Annotated in this window: 12 protein-coding genes; 3 read left to right on the top strand and 9 right to left on the bottom strand. The window is 69.0% G+C overall.

Features of this window, described 5'->3' with window-relative positions; all coding sequences use genetic code 11:
- Window positions 1-110 precede the first annotated feature (110 nt).
- Complete coding sequence (locus VPA02S_RS05095; RefSeq protein ID WP_012746693.1) at window positions 111-323, top strand: hypothetical protein; 213 nt, start codon at window positions 111-113, stop codon at window positions 321-323.
- Between the two features lie 6 nt (window positions 324-329).
- Here the strand turns inward: VPA02S_RS05095 and VPA02S_RS05090 are convergent, their stop codons facing one another.
- The 8 genes from VPA02S_RS05090 to VPA02S_RS05055 form a co-directional block, all read right to left on the bottom strand.
- On the bottom strand, window positions 330-1,790 hold the full coding sequence (locus VPA02S_RS05090) for an N-acyl-D-amino-acid deacylase family protein (RefSeq protein WP_062362522.1): 1,461 nt from the start codon (window positions 1,788-1,790) through the stop codon (window positions 330-332).
- 328 nt (window positions 1,791-2,118) lie between these two features.
- Window positions 2,119-3,117, bottom strand: coding sequence for an ABC transporter ATP-binding protein (locus VPA02S_RS05085; RefSeq protein ID WP_062362518.1), 999 nt, complete (start codon window positions 3,115-3,117; stop codon window positions 2,119-2,121).
- Entirely contained in the window at window positions 3,114-4,142 is a 1,029-nt protein-coding gene (locus tag VPA02S_RS05080) for an ABC transporter ATP-binding protein (RefSeq protein ID WP_062362515.1), read from the bottom strand. The genes VPA02S_RS05085 and VPA02S_RS05080 overlap by 4 nt, the downstream gene beginning before the upstream one ends.
- An 8-nt stretch (window positions 4,143-4,150) precedes the next feature.
- On the bottom strand, window positions 4,151-5,050 hold the full coding sequence (locus VPA02S_RS05075) for an ABC transporter permease (protein ID WP_062362512.1): 900 nt from the start codon (window positions 5,048-5,050) through the stop codon (window positions 4,151-4,153).
- Between the two features lie 26 nt (window positions 5,051-5,076).
- Window positions 5,077-6,012 carry an ABC transporter permease gene (locus VPA02S_RS05070; RefSeq protein ID WP_012746698.1) on the bottom strand — a complete coding sequence of 312 codons (936 nt, stop codon included), beginning with the start codon at window positions 6,010-6,012 and terminating at the stop codon, window positions 5,077-5,079.
- A gap of 21 nt (window positions 6,013-6,033) precedes the next feature.
- Window positions 6,034-7,614 carry an ABC transporter substrate-binding protein gene (locus VPA02S_RS05065; RefSeq protein ID WP_062362509.1) on the bottom strand — a complete coding sequence of 527 codons (1,581 nt, stop codon included), beginning with the start codon at window positions 7,612-7,614 and terminating at the stop codon, window positions 6,034-6,036.
- Between the two features lie 32 nt (window positions 7,615-7,646).
- The gene (locus tag VPA02S_RS05060; protein WP_062362506.1) at window positions 7,647-9,098 is read right to left on the bottom strand and encodes a M81 family metallopeptidase; all 1,452 of its coding nucleotides are present in this window, start codon (window positions 9,096-9,098) and stop codon (window positions 7,647-7,649) included.
- Window positions 9,099-9,131: 33 nt separating this feature from the next.
- The gene (locus tag VPA02S_RS05055) at window positions 9,132-10,292 is read right to left on the bottom strand and encodes an NAD(P)/FAD-dependent oxidoreductase (RefSeq protein ID WP_062362505.1); all 1,161 of its coding nucleotides are present in this window, start codon (window positions 10,290-10,292) and stop codon (window positions 9,132-9,134) included.
- A gap of 203 nt (window positions 10,293-10,495) precedes the next feature.
- Between VPA02S_RS05055 and VPA02S_RS05050 the strand changes: the two genes are divergently transcribed.
- Complete coding sequence (locus tag VPA02S_RS05050) at window positions 10,496-11,230, top strand: helix-turn-helix domain-containing protein (RefSeq protein ID WP_062362503.1); 735 nt, start codon at window positions 10,496-10,498, stop codon at window positions 11,228-11,230.
- A 97-nt stretch (window positions 11,231-11,327) separates the two neighbouring features.
- On the top strand, window positions 11,328-12,596 hold the full coding sequence (locus VPA02S_RS05045; RefSeq protein WP_062362501.1) for a glutamate carboxypeptidase: 1,269 nt from the start codon (window positions 11,328-11,330) through the stop codon (window positions 12,594-12,596).
- A gap of 21 nt (window positions 12,597-12,617) precedes the next feature.
- On the opposite strand, the gene VPA02S_RS05040 is transcribed toward VPA02S_RS05045, so the two are convergent.
- A complete protein-coding gene (locus VPA02S_RS05040) occupies window positions 12,618-14,591 on the bottom strand; it encodes a DUF3300 domain-containing protein (RefSeq protein WP_062362500.1) in 1,974 nt (657 codons plus the stop codon).
- Window positions 14,592-14,656 lie beyond the last annotated feature (65 nt).

The raw sequence follows: 14,656 nt of genomic DNA, 5'->3' as shown, positions 1-14,656 counted from the left end.
GCCGGTGCAGCGAAACTTTCCGACACCGACGCCGCGCCTGAGGTGAACCGGAATGGCCGAAACAGGCGCACTATAGGGGTTCGTTCCGTATTCAGCCTGAGGAGCCGATCATGATTCACGTCGACGCCACCGCGCGTTCCGCCTCGTCGTCCGACGAAGACGACGACAACACGCCAGCCGACGACTTCGAGGAGACCGACAGCGAAATCTCCGACGACCTGTCGGAGGAAACCGGCATCGATCTCACCGATGCGAGCGAGCTCGACGCCGACAACGTTCCGGCCGACGAGGAGTTCGACCGCGTGATGAACGCCCCCGACTGATCCCCGTCAGGCCTTCGCGTCGCGCCGCGTGATCACCTGCCCGTTGCGCGCGCCGCTGTGCGCGCCGTGCTGCCAGGTGACGGCGCCGTTCACGATCACCGCATCGATGCCTTCGGCCGGCAAGGTCGGCGACGCGTAGCTGGCCGTGTCGCGCACCGCCTGGGCATCGAAGATCACCACGTCCGCATGGTGGCCCGGCTTCAGCGCGCCGCGCTCGTGCAGCCCGAAGTTGCGCGCGGTGAGCCCGGTCATCTTCCACACCGCCGTCTCCAGCGGAAACAGGCCGACGTCGCGGCTGTAGTGGCCCAGCACGCGCGGGAAGGTGCCCCATAGCCGCGGATGCGGCTTCTCGCCGAGCGGAATGCCGTCGGAGCCGATCATGGTGTCCTCGAAGGCGAGGATGCGCTGCACGTCGTCCTCGTCCATCATGAAATAGATCGCGCTGCCCGGCGAAAGCCGCTTGGCCGCCTCTTCGCCGGACACGCCCCATTCGACCGCGATGTCCTTCAGGTCGCGCCCGGCGCATTCGGGGTGCGGCACGCTCGATGCAATCAGCACGCGGCCGTCCATCATGCCGCGGTCGGTGCGGATCATGGTGGAGCCTGCCGTGTAGGGATAGCAGTCGAGCCCGATGCACTGGTGGCGCATCGCTTCCTTGATGAAGGGCAGCGTGACCTTGCTCTTGCCGAAGTTCTGCGCGTTCTGCACCTTGTGGTGCGACACCACCACGGGAATGCCGAGCGCGCGGCCGATGTGGAAGGTTTCTTCGAGCGACTCCATCACGCGGTCGGCCTCGTCGCGCATGTGCGTCACGTAGAGCGCCTTGCGCGCGCTGAGCGGGCGGGCGACCTCGATGATCTCCTCGGTCGTCGCCTTGACGGCCGGTGGGTAGAAGGTGCCGGTCGACAGGCCGATGGCGCCGGCCTGCATCGCTTCCTCGACCAGGGCCTGCATGGCGGCAATCTCGCTGTCGTTGGCGGGTCGGTCGAGGTCGGACATGACCACGGCGCGCAGGGTCGAGTGCCCCACCATCGCGGCCACGTTCACGGACGATGGCGTGGCGCGCAGCGCATCGAGGTAGGCCGCGAAGCTCGTGAAGCGTCCCGCGGCCGGCGACTCGAGCAGGCTCAGCGGCATCGGCAGCTCCATGTCTTCGCGCAGCGGCGCGGCGCTGATGCCGCAGTTGCCCGCGATCACGGTGGTCACGCCCTGCGACACCTTGAACGGCATCTGCGCCTGCGACAGCACGGCCTGGTCGTCGTGCGTGTGCGAGTCGATGAAGCCGGGCGCGACAATGCGGCCGGTGGCGTCGAGCGTCCGGTCGGCGGTGTGGCCTGCAAGATTGCCGATGGCGGCGATGCGGCCGCGGGCAATGCCTACGTCGGCCTCGAAGCGCGGCGCCTTGGTGCCGTCGATCACGGTGCCGCCGCGGATCAGCAGGTCGTAGTGGTTTTTGAGTGTGCTCATGCGAGGCCTTTCATGTTTTCAAGGACGTTTGTTTGGGGCGCTCTTGTTCGGGGCGCGTGCACAGGCCACCGGGTACTCCCCTCCGCGAATGTCCCCCGGCCTGCGGCCTCCTCCTTGATTTCGCTGCGGGGAGCACCCGATGCCCTGTGCACCTGGGCACGCTCTGGGTGTACCGCTGATCGACGACTGCTCTGTCCAACGCACCCGCTGATGGGGTGCCTTGCGCAGCGAAATCAAGGGGGAGGCCGCAGGCCGGAGGACATTCGCGGAGCAAGGTACCCCGTCGGCGGGAGCAACGCCCTGAACAAGCGGCATCCACACCTCCACCTCAGCGAAAGTGGCAAGCCACCCAATGCCCGCCATTGGAAGACGAGGGTCGTTCCGTCAACTCGGGCACCTGTTCCTTGCACACCGCCTGTGCCATCGGGCAGCGCGTGTGGAAGCGGCAGCCCGACGGCGGGTTGGCGGGACTCGGCGGGTCGCCCTGCAGCAGCATGCGGCACGCCGGTGTGCGCGGATTGGGCACGGGCACGGCCGAAAGAAGGATCTCGGTGTAGGGATGCCGCGGCGCGGAAAACAGCGTGTTCCGGTCCGCGATCTCGACGATGTGGCCGAGGTACATCACGGCCACGCGGTGGCTGATGTGGCGCACCACCGCGAGATCGTGCGCGACGAACAGGTAGGCGATGCCGAACTCGGCCTGCAGGTCCATCAGCAGGTTCACCACCTGCGCCTGCACCGACACGTCGAGCGCGGACACCGGCTCGTCGCAGACGATCAGCTTGGGGTTGAGCGCCAGCGCGCGCGCAATGCCCAGACGCTGCCGCTGGCCGCCCGAGAACTCGTGCGGAAACTTCTTCGCCGCCTCGGGCCTGAGGCCCACGCGCGAGAACAGCCACTGCACGCGTTCGCGCCGCTCGGCCGCCGTGCCCGTGCCGAAGCTGCTGAAGTTGCGCATCGGCTCGGCCACGATGTCGCCGGCCGTGAGGCGCGGATTGAGCGAGGCATACGGGTCCTGGAAGATGATCTGCAGCTGGCGCCGGCGCAGCCGCATCTCGTTGGCGGAGAGCGTCAGCAATTCCTCGCCTTCGAGCTCCACCGAGCCCGAGGTCGGCTCCACCAGCCGCATCACCGACTTGGCGGTGGTCGTCTTGCCGCAGCCCGATTCGCCGACCAGCGACAGCGTTTCGCCGCGCGCCACCGAGAACGAGACGCCGTCGACCGCCTGGATCGCGGGCCTGGCCGGCCGCAGCCAGCGCTTGGGCGAGAGGTAGTGCTTGCGCAGGTTGCGCACCTGGAGCAGCGGGGCTGTGGTTGTCGTCGTCATGCGCTCACCTCGGCGGCATCGGCCCATTGTTCTTCGACGGCGAAGCAGGCCACCACGTGGTCGCCGCCCTGCAGTGTGAGGTGCGGCGTCTCCGCGCGGCAGCGCTCGCGCGCCTGGCTGCAGCGCGCCGCAAAGGCGCAGCCGCGGCCCAGTTCGTGCGCGGCCGGCACCAGCCCCGGGATCTCGGCCAGCCGCGTGCTCGCGGTGTTCATCGACGGCATCGAGGCCATCAGCGCGCGCGTGTAGGGGTGCAGCGGCCGGTCGAACAGGTCGACTACGTCGGCCTCTTCGACCTTCTTGCCGGCATACATCACGACCACGCGGTCGCAGCTCTCGGCCACCACGCCGAGGTCGTGCGTGATCATCACCACGCCCATGCCCAGTTCCTTCTGCAGCCGCTTGATGAGGTCGAGGATCTGCGCCTGGATCGTCACGTCGAGCGCGGTGGTGGGCTCGTCGGCAATCAGCACCTCGGGGTTGCAGGCCAGGGCCAGCGCGATCATCACGCGCTGGCGCATGCCGCCAGAGAGCTGGTGCGGATACTCCTTCACGCGCCGCTCGGGCTCGGGGATCTGCACCACGCGCAGCATTTCCACCGCGCGCTGCAGCGCGTCGGCGCGGCTGGCCTTCTGGTGCAGCTGCACCGTCTCGGCGATCTGCCGGCCCACGGTGAGCACCGGGTTCAGCGAGGTCATCGGCTCCTGGAAGATCATCGAGATGCGGTTGCCGCGGATCTGCCGCATCTCGCGTTCGCTGAGCCGCATCAGGTCGGTGCCGCGCAGGCGCACCGCGCCCATGTGGCGGCCGGGCGGCGTGGGCACCAGCCGCAGGATCGAGAGCGCGGTCACGCTCTTGCCGCAGCCCGACTCGCCGACCACGCCGAGCGTGCGGCCCGCGCGCACGGTGTATGAAACGCCGTCGACCGAGCGCACCACGCCGGCCATCGTATGGAAATGGGTGCGCAGGTTGTCGACTTCGAGCAGGGGCTCGCCGGGCGCGAGCGCAAGATGGGACATGGGTGCCATGGCGGGCCTCACAGCTGCCGCGCCAGGCGCGGGTCGAGCGCATCGCGCAGGCCGTCGCCCAGCAGGTTGATTGCCAGCACCGTGGCCGCCAGCAGCAGGCCCGGGTACAGGATGATGTGGAACGCCACCGCCACGAAGTTGCGGCCCTCGGCCATCATGTTGCCCCAGCTCGGCGTCTGCGCCGGCACGCCCACGCCAAGGAAGGAAAGCGCCGCTTCGGTCAGCACCGCGGCGGCGGCCACGAAGGTCGACTGCACGATCAAGGGCGCCACCATGTTGGGCAGCACGTGGCGCAGCAGGATCACCGGCAAGCGCGTACCGACCGCATGCGCGGCCTCGACATACAGCTGCTCGCGCAGGGTGAGCGCGAGCGAGCGCACCAGCCGCACCACGCGCGGGATCTCCGGCACCGTGATGGCGACGATCACCGTCGTGAGGCTGGCGCGCGTCACCGCCATGAGCGCAATGGCCAGCAGGATGCCGGGAATGGCCATGAGCCCGTCCATCACGCGCATCACCGGCCCGTCGGCCCAGCGCACGAAGCCCGCGAAAAGGCCGATCAATACGCCGAAGAAGGTGGCGAGCAGCGCAACCGAGGCGCCGACGATCATCGACACCTGCCCGCCCCACACGGCGCGGCTGAACACGTCGCGGCCGAGCGCATCGGTGCCGAACAGGTGCTCGGCCGAGGGCGGCTGCATGCGCGCGAGCGGATCGATGTCCTGCGGATCGAAGGTGGCGATCCAGGGCGCGCCGATGGAGACGGCGGCCACTGCCACCAGCAGCAGCCCGCCGACGATCAGCGTCGGATGCTTGCGCACCCAGCGCCAGCGCGGCGGCACGAAGGGCGCTTCGTCGGCCATGGCCACGGGCGCGGCGGTGGCAACGGGTGGTGGAAGTTCACTCATCGGAAGTACGGTGGACATGAGGACATCTAGTACGTGATGCGCGGATCGAACAAGCGGTAGCTCAGGTCGATCAGCAGGTTGATCAGCACGTACACGCCGGCCGACAGCAGCAGCACGCTCTGGATCACCGGGTAGTCGTGGCGCTGCACCGAATCGATCACGAGGCGGCCCACGCCCGGAATGGCGAACACCGTCTCCGTCACCACCACGCCGCCGATCAACAGGGCGATGCCCACGCCCACCGTGGTGGCGATGGGAATGGCCGCGTTGCGCAGCGCATGGCCCAGCACCGGCAGCACGCCCAGGCCCTTGGCGCGCGCGGTGCGGATGTAGTCTTCATGCAGCACCTCGAGCACGGTGGCGCGCGTCATGCGTGTGACGAGCGCGATGTACACCAGCGCGAGGTTCACGCAGGGCAGCACCAGGCCGCGCAGCCACTGCCCAGGGCTGTCGGAAAAGCGCACGTAGCCTTGCACCGGAAACCACGGCAGCTGGATCGCAAAAGCGTAGATCAGCAGGTAGCCCACCAGGAACACCGGCACCGAGAACGCGAGCACCGCGAACAGCATCACGAGCCGGTCGATCCAGCTGCCCGCGCGGTAGGCCGCGAGCGTGCCCAGCGGCACCGCCAGCACCAGCGTGAGCGCCATGGTCAGCACCGCGATCGACACCGTGGGCTCCAGCCGCTGCGCGAGCAGCTGCGCCACCGGCACCTGCGTGAAGATCGAGGTGCCGAGGTCGCCCGTGAAGAGCTTGCCGAGCCAGATCGCGAACTGCTGCCACAGCGGCAGGTTCAGTCCCAGCGCGGCGCGCAGCTTCTCGATATCTTCGACGGAGGCCAGGTCGCCCGCGATCAGCGCCGCCGGGTCGCCCGGCGACAGGTGGATCAGCAGGAACACCACCACCGCCACCACTGCCATCACCGGCAGCGTCGAGAGAAATCGCCTGAGGATGTAGCCCATGGTGCTGCCGTGTGGTGCCGCTTACTTGTCGAGCATCCAGACCGTCGGCATGCCGGCCCAGAGCTTGTCGGTGCCCTTGAGGCTGGCGCGGGCGGCAAACGCGGCCGTGTACTGGCCTGCGTTGATGTAGGGCACCGTTTCATAGGCACGGGCCTGGAAGGCGTCGAGGATCTCGCGCCGCTTGGCCGGCACGGTTTCCTTCAGCCAGGCGTTGCGCAGGTCATCGAGCGTCTTGTCGCAGGGCCAGCCGGGCAGCGTGTTGCCGCAGGCCGCGCTCAGGTAGGCGTTGGTGATGGGGGAGTTGACGTCGAACTCGCCGGCCACGGTGACGTACATGTTCCAGCCGCCCGCTTCCGGCGCGTCGCGCTTGGCGCGGCGCGCGCCGATGGAGGCCCAGTCCATGGTCTGCGCATCGACGTTCATGCCGATGCTGCGCATGGTCTGTGCGGCCATCAGCGCCTCGGCATTGAGGTAGGTGACGTCGCTCGGCACCAGGATGGTGACCTTCTCGCCCTTGTAGCCCGCGTCCGCGAGCAGCTTCTTGGCCTTGGCCACGTCGGCCTTGCGGTAGGGCTCGGCGCCCGCGGGGGTTTCGTTGGGGCTGCCGCAGATGAAGAAGGTCGGGCAGTAGGCCATGCGCATGTCCAGCGGATAGCCCATGGCCGCGACGATGCGCTCCTGGCTCACGGCCTGCAGCAGCGCCTGGCGGATCTTCGGGTTGTTGAAGGGCGGCAGCAGGTGGTTCATGACCAGGAAGCCCTGGTAGGTGCCGCCCGAGCCGATCTTCACGCCGGGGTCGGTGCGCAGCGGCGCGATGTAGTCGGGTGGCACCTGCTCCACCAGGTCGACCTCGCCGCGCTTGAGCGCCGCGATGGCGCTGTTGGCGTCGGGCAGGTAGAGCCATTCCACGCGGTCGAAGCTGGTCTTCTTGCTGCCGGCCAGGCCGCTCGGCGGTTCGCTGCGCGGCAGGTAGTTGGGGTTGCGCACGAAGACGGTCTTGTTGCCCGGCACCCATTCGTCGCGCTTGAAGATGAAGGGGCCGGAGCCGATCACCTCGGGCAGCGGCGCCGTGGCGGGCATCTTCGCGAGCCGCTCGGGCAGGATCACGGGCGGAAAGCTCGAGGGCTTGGCCAGGCCCTCGAGCACCAGGCCGAAGGGCTCGGCGAGCGTGAGCGTGAAGGTGCGCGCATCCACCGCCTTCCACTCGGCGCCGCCCGCCACCATGGCGCGGCCGATGCTGTCGCGCGCGGCCCAGCGCTGCAGCGAGGCAATGGCATCGGCCGAGGTCACGGCGGCGCCGTCGGAGAACTTCAGGCCCGGGCGCAGCGTGAAGCTCCACTGCTTGCCGTCCTTGGAGCTGGTGTACTTCTCGGCCATCTGCGGCTGCGGCTTGCCGTTTGCATCCTGCGCGAACAGCGTGTCGTAGACCATGTAGCCGAAGTTGCGCGAGATGTAGGCGGTGGTGAAGGTCGGGTCGAGGATCTTCAGGTCGGCATGCGCCACCACCTTGAGCGTCTTGGGCGCCGGCGTCTGGGCGAGGGCCGGCAGGCACGCGGCGGAAAGCGCCAGGGTGGCAAGGGCGGCAAGCGTTCGTCGTTTCATCGTCGGTTCTCCGTTGGGGGCGAAAGAAAAGGTCAGGCGGCGACGCCGATGGGCCACTTGGGCAGGCGCGCCTTGCGGTAGGGCAGGGTGTTGAGGTCGAGCGTCACTGCACCGGGAGCGCCGGCGTAGATCACGTGCTTCGCGACTTTCGAGTACGAGGCATAGAAGTGCTGCGACGACTTCACGACGATGATCTTCTTGGCCGCAAGGTCGCAGCCCAGCTGCGTGAACAGGTCGGTGCCCATGGCCTGGTTGCGCAGCGTGATCAGCACGATCTCGATGCCGTTGGCCTCGACCAGCGCGCTGTCGCCCATGAGCGTGGGCGTGCCCGCGAGGCCCGTCATCACCAGGTCGTGCTTGAGCGCCTTCACGGTGCAGTCGAGGTCGATCGGGTCGCCCGACAGCGGGCTGATCTTGCCGCCGATGCGCATCGCGAGCTTGGCGCCCACGCCTGCATCGAAGGCAATGCGCACCGCGATCGGATCCCACATCGGGCCAATGGCCGCGTTGGTGATGCCGCGCTCGACCATGCGGCGCAGGATGAAGGTGGAGTCGCTGGCCGCGCCGCCGCCGGGGTTGTCGGCGCCGTCGGACAGCACCACCGGGCCGCCGTCGAAGGCCAGCGCCTGGTCGAGCGAGGCGTCGATGCCCGGGTAGTCGATCGCGAGGCCCTCGCGCATGGCGATGACTTCGTCGGCCAGCTGGCGGGCCAGCGCATCGGCCTTGGCCTGGTCGCCGTCGGTGTAGACCAGCACCTTGGTGCCCATCTCGGGCACGTCGCCCCACGAGAAGCCATGCGTGAGCGAGATCGACAGCACGCCGTCCTTGCCCTCGAGCGACTGCATGCGCTCGACGAAGCCGCGCGCCGGCTCGCGCGAGGTGTGCACCGTGACGATCATGTCGCAGTCGACCACCGCGGCCACCGGCTTCACCTTGCCTTCGGCCATCGCGGCGCAGATGTCCACCAGCTCCAGGCCGCGTTCGAGCACGTCGGTGTGCGGATATTCCTTGAACGAGATCATCAGGTCGGCGTTGGCTACCATCTGCGGCGTGAGATGGTTGTGCGGATCGAGCTCGGCGCCGATCACCACGCCCGGCCCGACGATCTGCCGCACACGCGCCAGCAGGTCGCCTTCGCAGTCGTCGTAGCCGTCGGCCACCATCGCGCCGTGCAGGCCGAGCAGCACCATGTCGACCGGCAGCACCGCACGCAGGTCGGCCAGCAACTCGTCGCGCAGCGTTTCGTAGGCGTGGCGCGTGGTGGTGCCGCTGGGCTGCGCGCCGGCCACCATGCCCTCGAACAGCTCCCAGCCGCGGTCGGCGCCGCGCATGCGTGCGGCCCACAGCGGGCCCGAGAACAGCGTCATCGCGTCCGGATGCCGGCCGGCCGGGAAGTAGCCGCGGTCCTTGAAGGAGGCGAGGCCGGTCGGCATCGGGCCGAAGGTGTTGGTTTCGGTGGCCAGGGAGGCGCTGAAGACACGCATGGGTTTGTCTCTGTGGTGGTGGGAGTGTTCTTGTCAGCCGGCTGCGGCCGTGCGCAGCCGCTGCGGCCCGAGCATCTCGGCCGTGAGGCCGAAGCCCGCGATGCGTTCGGGCAGCGGCAGTCCGCGCGCCAGCGCGGCGCAGGCCTCGCCCATGGCCGCCGAGGTCTGGATGCCGTAGCCGCCCTGCGCCGCAACCCAGAAGAAGCCCGGCGCGTCCGGATCGAAGCCGCCCACCAGGTCGCCGTCGGCCACGAAGGAGCGCAGGCCGGCCCAGGTGCGCGCGGGCCGGCGGATGGCGAGCGTGGTCGCTTCCTCGATGCGGTGGATCGCGAAGGCGATGTCCAGCTCCTCGGGCTGCACGTCCTGCGGCTCGACCAGGTCGGCATTGGCCGGCGAGCCGAGCAGCATGCCGGCATCGGGCTTGATGTACCAGCCTTCGTCGGCGCCGAACACCATGGGCCAGTGCGCGACGCTGCTGCCTTCGGGCGGCGCGAAGACGAAGGCCGAGCGCCGGCGCGGCTCGATGCCGATGGGCTTCACACCGGCCATCCGCGCGATGGTGTCGACCCAGGCGCCCGCGGCGTTGAGCAGCACCGGTGCTTCGTAGACATTGCCGCCAGCCGTCACGCGCCAGCGCTCGCCGATGCGTTCGATGGCCGTCACGCCGGCATCGCACACCAGCTTGCCGCCGGCCTGCCGCATGCCGCGCAGGTAGCCCTGGTGGATGGCGTGCACGTCCATGTCGGCGGCGTCGGGTTCGTAGACGGCGCCGGCCACCTGCCCGGGCCTGAGCGCAGGCACCATTGCCAGCGCTTCTTCGCTGCCAAGCCGCGTGGCGCCGGTGTTCATGGCGCGCAGCACGTTCCAGTGGGCCTCGAGCTCGGCCAGGTGCTCGGTGCTCGCGACCATCATCGCGCCGCGCGGCGTGAGCAGCGGGTGCTCGGAAAAGCCTTCGGGCGGATGCTCGAGAAAGGCGCGGCTCGCCATGGTGAGGGCGCGCACCTGCGCGGTGCCGTAGCTTTCCATGAAGAGCGCGGCCGAGCGGCCGGTGGAGTGGTAGCCCGGCTGGGCTTCGCGTTCGAGCAGGATAACGCGGGCATGCGGGGCGAGCCAGTGGGCCACCGAAGCCCCGGCAATGCCGCCGCCAATCACAAGGTAGTCGGCCACCGTGGGCGCTTTGGAGTTTGCAGTCATCGGCGAAAAGTGTAGGTAGAAATTTGCGGATACGCAAATAAAATAGGAGGCACCAAGGGGAAACCATGGTGCACAGCATCGGTGAAATTTGCGTCAACGCAATTTGCGCATACGCAAATTCCAGGCCTGCGCCGTGCGGGCTGTCATGGATGGCGCGGCGCCGGGCTGGCAGAATTGCGCTGCACCACAAGAGAAAGCCAAGCGTGAATCCACACACAGGGACCAAGCCGGGAACAAGGCCGAAGGACGAGGCGCCCACGCTGGACCGCACCACTTTCGGCCATCGGCTGCGCGCCGCGCGCAAGCGCTTCGGCTGGACGCTGGCGCAGCTGGCCGAGCGCTCGGGCGTGTCGATCACCACCATCTCGCGCGCCGAGCGCGGCCAGCTCGCGCTGGGCTACGAGAACTTCACCGCACTCGGCCGCGCGCTCGAGATGGACATGAACGCCATGTTCGCGGGCGCCGGCGTCAAGCCCGCGCAGCTCGACGGGCCGGTCGTCACGCGCGCCGGCAAGGGCGTGGTGTACCGGGGCCTCTCGATCGCCTACGAATTCCTCGGCACCACGGCGGCCGGCAAGCAGATGAGCCCCATCGTGGGCACGGTGCATGCGCGGCGCATCCATGGGCCGGAAGACTTCGTGCGGCATGCGGGCGAGGAATTCGCCTATGTGCTGTCGGGCGAGATCGAGGTGCACTTCGAGAACGGCGAAGTGGTGCAGCTTGCGCGCGGCGACTCGCTGTATTTCGACAGCCGGCTCGGCCATGCCTATGTGAGCGTGAGCCGGCAGCTCGCGAAGATCGTGGGCATGACCACGGCGGAGAGCGGGCACATGCGGTCGGCGCGCGAGGCGCCTGCTTCCGGGCCGGTGGGGAAGGTGCCGCCCAGATCCAAGCCCGCAGCCGCCACGAAGAAAGCCACGCGAGGCCGCGGGGCCTGACGCTTCGCCGCGCCGTCCTGCTGTCGCCGATTTGCGCGCGAATGCTGGCGAGGGTCGCTATGCTGGCGCCCGCCAATCACTCCGACAAGAAACCATCATGAACCTGCCCTCGTCCTTCCTTGCCCTGCGGTCCGTGTCGCTGGCCTGCAGCCTCGCCCTTGGCGCCGCCGCCGCCGTGCACGCCGCGCCCGATGCCAAGCTGCTCGCCGCCGCCGAAAAGGCGCAGCCCGCGGTGATCGACAACCTCAAGGAAATGGTGCTGATCGAATCGGGCAGCCTCAACGTCGACGGCCTGCTCAAGATGGCCGACGTGGTGGAAGCGCGCCTGAAGGCCGCGGGCTTCAAGACGGAGCGGCGCAAGGCCACGGCGGGCGCGGGCGCCGACATCGTCATCGGCACCCTCAAGGGCACGGGCAAGCGCAGGATCATGCTGCAGGGCCACATGGACACGGTGTACGCCGCCGGCATCCTGAACAGCCAGCCCTACAAGGTCGACGGCAACCGCATCTACGGGCCGGGCATCGCGGACGACAAGGGCGGGCTCGCGGTCATGATGGCTTCGCTGAAGATCCTGGCCGATGCGGGCTGGCGCGACTACGACACGCTCACGGTGCTCATGAACCCCGACGAGGAAGTGGGCTCGGTGGGCTCGGGCGAGCTCATCGCAACCATGGCCGACCAGCACGACACGGTGCTGTCCTTCGAGCCCACCGCCGCCAAGTCGGTGGCCAAGGGCGAATCGCTGCTGCTGGGCGCGGCCGGCATCGCGCAGGCCACGCTCGACGTGAAGGGCCGCGCATCGCATGCGGGCGCCGCACCCGAGCTGGGCCGCAACGCGCTGTACGAGCTGTCGTACCAGCTGCTGCAGACCCGCGACGTGGCCAAGGACATCCCCGGCGTGGCACTCAACTGGACCGTGGCGCGCGCCACCGGCCCGATCAACCAGATCACCGAGAAGGCGCAGGCGCTCGGCGACATCCGCATCACGCAGCCCGGCGCCGAGAAGAAGCTCGAAGCCGCGCTGCAGGCGAAGCTCGCGAGCGGCAAGCTGGTGCCCGACACCGAGACCACGCTCAAGGTGGAAGTGGGCCGCCCGGCTTTCGTGGCGGGCGAGAAGGGCCGCGCGCTGGGCGAGAAGGCCCAGGCCATCTACAAGGAGATCGACCGCGAGCTCGCGCTCACGCCCATGACCGGCGGCGGCACCGATGCGGGCTATGCGGGCCGCTCCGGCAAGGCCACCGTGGTCGAGAGCTTCGGCCTCGCGGGCTTCGGCTATCACGCACGCGACGAATACATCGAGGTCGACTCGATCGTGCCGCGCCTTTATCTCGTCACCCGGTTGCTGACGGAAATCGGCAAGCAGTAACCGGCCTCGCGGCCGCCGCCTTCAGGGCTGGTCCTTGGGCGGTTCGCCGGGGCGGCCGGGCGGGCGCCGATGGGCCGCTGCGGCGGCGGCCGCGTGCTGCTGGGCCTGTTGCTGCTGCTGGCGGATTTGCTGTGCCTGCTGCGCTTGCTGTTGAGCCTGTTGCTGTTGGCGTTGCTGCTGCTGTTGCTGCTGTTGTTGGATCGCCTGCTGCCGCTGTTGCTGCTGGCGCGCTGCTTGCGCTTCTTGCTGCTGCCGCTGCAGTTGCTCTTGATGCTGCTGTTGCCGGGCCTGCTGCTGCGCCTGCTGCCGCTGCATCTGCTGCTGTTGCGCTTGCTGCTGCTGGAGCACGCGGGCCTGCTGCTGGGCTTGCTGTTGCTGCATCTGCTGGCGCCGTGATTGCTCCTGCTGCGCCGATTGCCTTTGTTGCTGGCGCTCCTGCATGGCCTGCTGCTGCTGGGCCTGGCTGGCCGCGCGCGCCTGTTGCTGTTGCTGTTGCTGCTGGGCCGCCTGCTGCCGCCGCGCGAGGTCCTGCTGCTGCTGCTGTTGTTGAAGCAAGGCCTGCGGCGCTTGCGGGGGCGTGTTGTGCGCCTGCTGCCGCGCCAGCCGCTCCTGTTGTCGTGCCTGTTGCCGCGCCTGTCGCTGTGCTTGTTGCTGCGCCTGTTGCTGCGCCTGTTGCGCTTGCTGGCGCTGCAATGGGTCTTGCTGCGGGTGCTGCTGAAGGCGTGCCTGCCGCTCCTGCTGCTCCTGCTGGCGCTGGCGGGCCTGCAGCTGCTGTGCTTGTTGTGCGGCTTGCTGCTGCTCCTGCTGCTGGCGCATGAAGGCTTGCTGCTGCCGTGCCTGCTGCTCCCGTTGCTGTTGTTGCTGCTGTTGCGCGAACTGGGCGTTCTGTGGCGGGGGCAGACCCGGCGCGGCCGCGAAATTGGGCGGGGGCGCGCCCGGCGGCAGGCCGCGCGGCGCGTTGTTGTTGTAGACATTGCGCACGTTGTTGACCACGGTCGTCGAGCGCGAGATGTAGGTGCTGTTGTTGTAGACCACGGCGGGCCGCGCATAGGCCGGCGGCACCGCGCGGTCGCGATCCCGGTAGCGCGGCGCGCCCCAGTTCACGTCCCACGAGCGCCAGCCCCAGTCGTGCCGCTCGAGCGCGGCGCCCACCACCACGCCGAGCCCGAAGGTGAACGCGCCGGCCGCCGCCATCTGGCCGCGGCTGTAGCCGGGCGCAACCTCGACGGGCGGGGTGTACGCATAGCCGGGATACACGGGCACGGGTTCGCCGTAGATGCGCTGCGGGTCGTAGCTCGGCACGTAGACCACGTCGGGCTGCGCAGGCTCGATGGTGATGAACTGCGGCGGCGGCTCGACGACGGCGGGGCCCGCATAGACGGGCTGCACGTCAGGCGCCGGTGCGTAGTTGCGCGGTGTGGCGGCGCTGGCCACGCGCAGCTTGTCGTTGTTCTTGAGCCGGCCCGCCGCCGATGCGCGCTGGCGCATGACCTGGATCGCGTTCATCACGTCGGCCGGATCGTTGTAGTAGGCCTGTCCGAGCGCTTCGGTCCACGCGATGTTGCCGGCCATCTGGTCCAGCACGGGGCGGAATGCGGTGAGCGATTTCACGCTCGGGTCCCAGGGCTGCTGGTTGGCTGCGTCCGCGAGCGGACCGCCCTTGAGGGACGCGTTCTGCGCGAGCCAGCCGTGCGCGGCCGTGATCTGGTCGGGATAGGTGGCACCAGCCAGCACCTGCGCCACCAGCTTGTCGGGGTACAGCGCGATGGGCGCGACCAGCTGGTAGAGCTGCTCGGCGGAGGGCGGCGTGTAGGCCGCTGGCGCGGGGGCGGCCGGCGCAGGTGCCGGCGCGGCGGCCGCTGGAGGTGCAGGCGCGGGTGCCGGTGCCGAAGGCGTGCCGTCGGTCTTGTTGCAGCCGGCGATGCCGATTGCGCCGATGCACAGCGAGATCGTCAGGAGCCGCGCGAGCGGGGTGCGGCGCAGTGATGTTGTCATCTGGAGTTCCTATGGGCGCGGAAGCCGCGCCTTCGAAACTCTTCAACGGCGCGCCACCTGTAGCG

Origin of the sequence: Variovorax paradoxus NBRC 15149 (assembly GCF_001591365.1) — a bacterium.
In the GTDB taxonomy this organism is placed as follows: Bacteria; Pseudomonadota; Gammaproteobacteria; order Burkholderiales; family Burkholderiaceae_C; genus Variovorax; species Variovorax paradoxus.
Note: the sequence above shows the minus strand (reverse complement) of the source record. Positions and strands in the feature narration are given on the sequence as shown.

Excerpts from the sequence above, each read along its gene's own strand:
- VPA02S_RS05095 (WP_012746693.1), top strand. The coding sequence starts at position 111 with ATGATTCACGTCGACGCCACCGCGCGTTCCGCCTCGTCGTCCGACGAA.
- VPA02S_RS05090 (WP_062362522.1), bottom strand. The coding sequence starts at position 1,790 with ATGAGCACACTCAAAAACCACTACGACCTGCTGATCCGCGGCGGCACC.
- VPA02S_RS05085 (WP_062362518.1), bottom strand. The coding sequence starts at position 3,117 with ATGACGACGACAACCACAGCCCCGCTGCTCCAGGTGCGCAACCTGCGC.
- VPA02S_RS05080 (WP_062362515.1), bottom strand. The coding sequence starts at position 4,142 with ATGGCACCCATGTCCCATCTTGCGCTCGCGCCCGGCGAGCCCCTGCTC.
- VPA02S_RS05075 (WP_062362512.1), bottom strand. The coding sequence starts at position 5,050 with ATGAGTGAACTTCCACCACCCGTTGCCACCGCCGCGCCCGTGGCCATG.
- VPA02S_RS05070 (WP_012746698.1), bottom strand. The coding sequence starts at position 6,012 with ATGGGCTACATCCTCAGGCGATTTCTCTCGACGCTGCCGGTGATGGCA.
- VPA02S_RS05065 (WP_062362509.1), bottom strand. The coding sequence starts at position 7,614 with ATGAAACGACGAACGCTTGCCGCCCTTGCCACCCTGGCGCTTTCCGCC.
- VPA02S_RS05060 (WP_062362506.1), bottom strand. The coding sequence starts at position 9,098 with ATGCGTGTCTTCAGCGCCTCCCTGGCCACCGAAACCAACACCTTCGGC.
- VPA02S_RS05055 (WP_062362505.1), bottom strand. The coding sequence starts at position 10,292 with ATGACTGCAAACTCCAAAGCGCCCACGGTGGCCGACTACCTTGTGATT.
- VPA02S_RS05045 (WP_062362501.1), top strand. The coding sequence starts at position 11,328 with ATGAACCTGCCCTCGTCCTTCCTTGCCCTGCGGTCCGTGTCGCTGGCC.
- VPA02S_RS05040 (WP_062362500.1), bottom strand. The coding sequence starts at position 14,591 with ATGACAACATCACTGCGCCGCACCCCGCTCGCGCGGCTCCTGACGATC.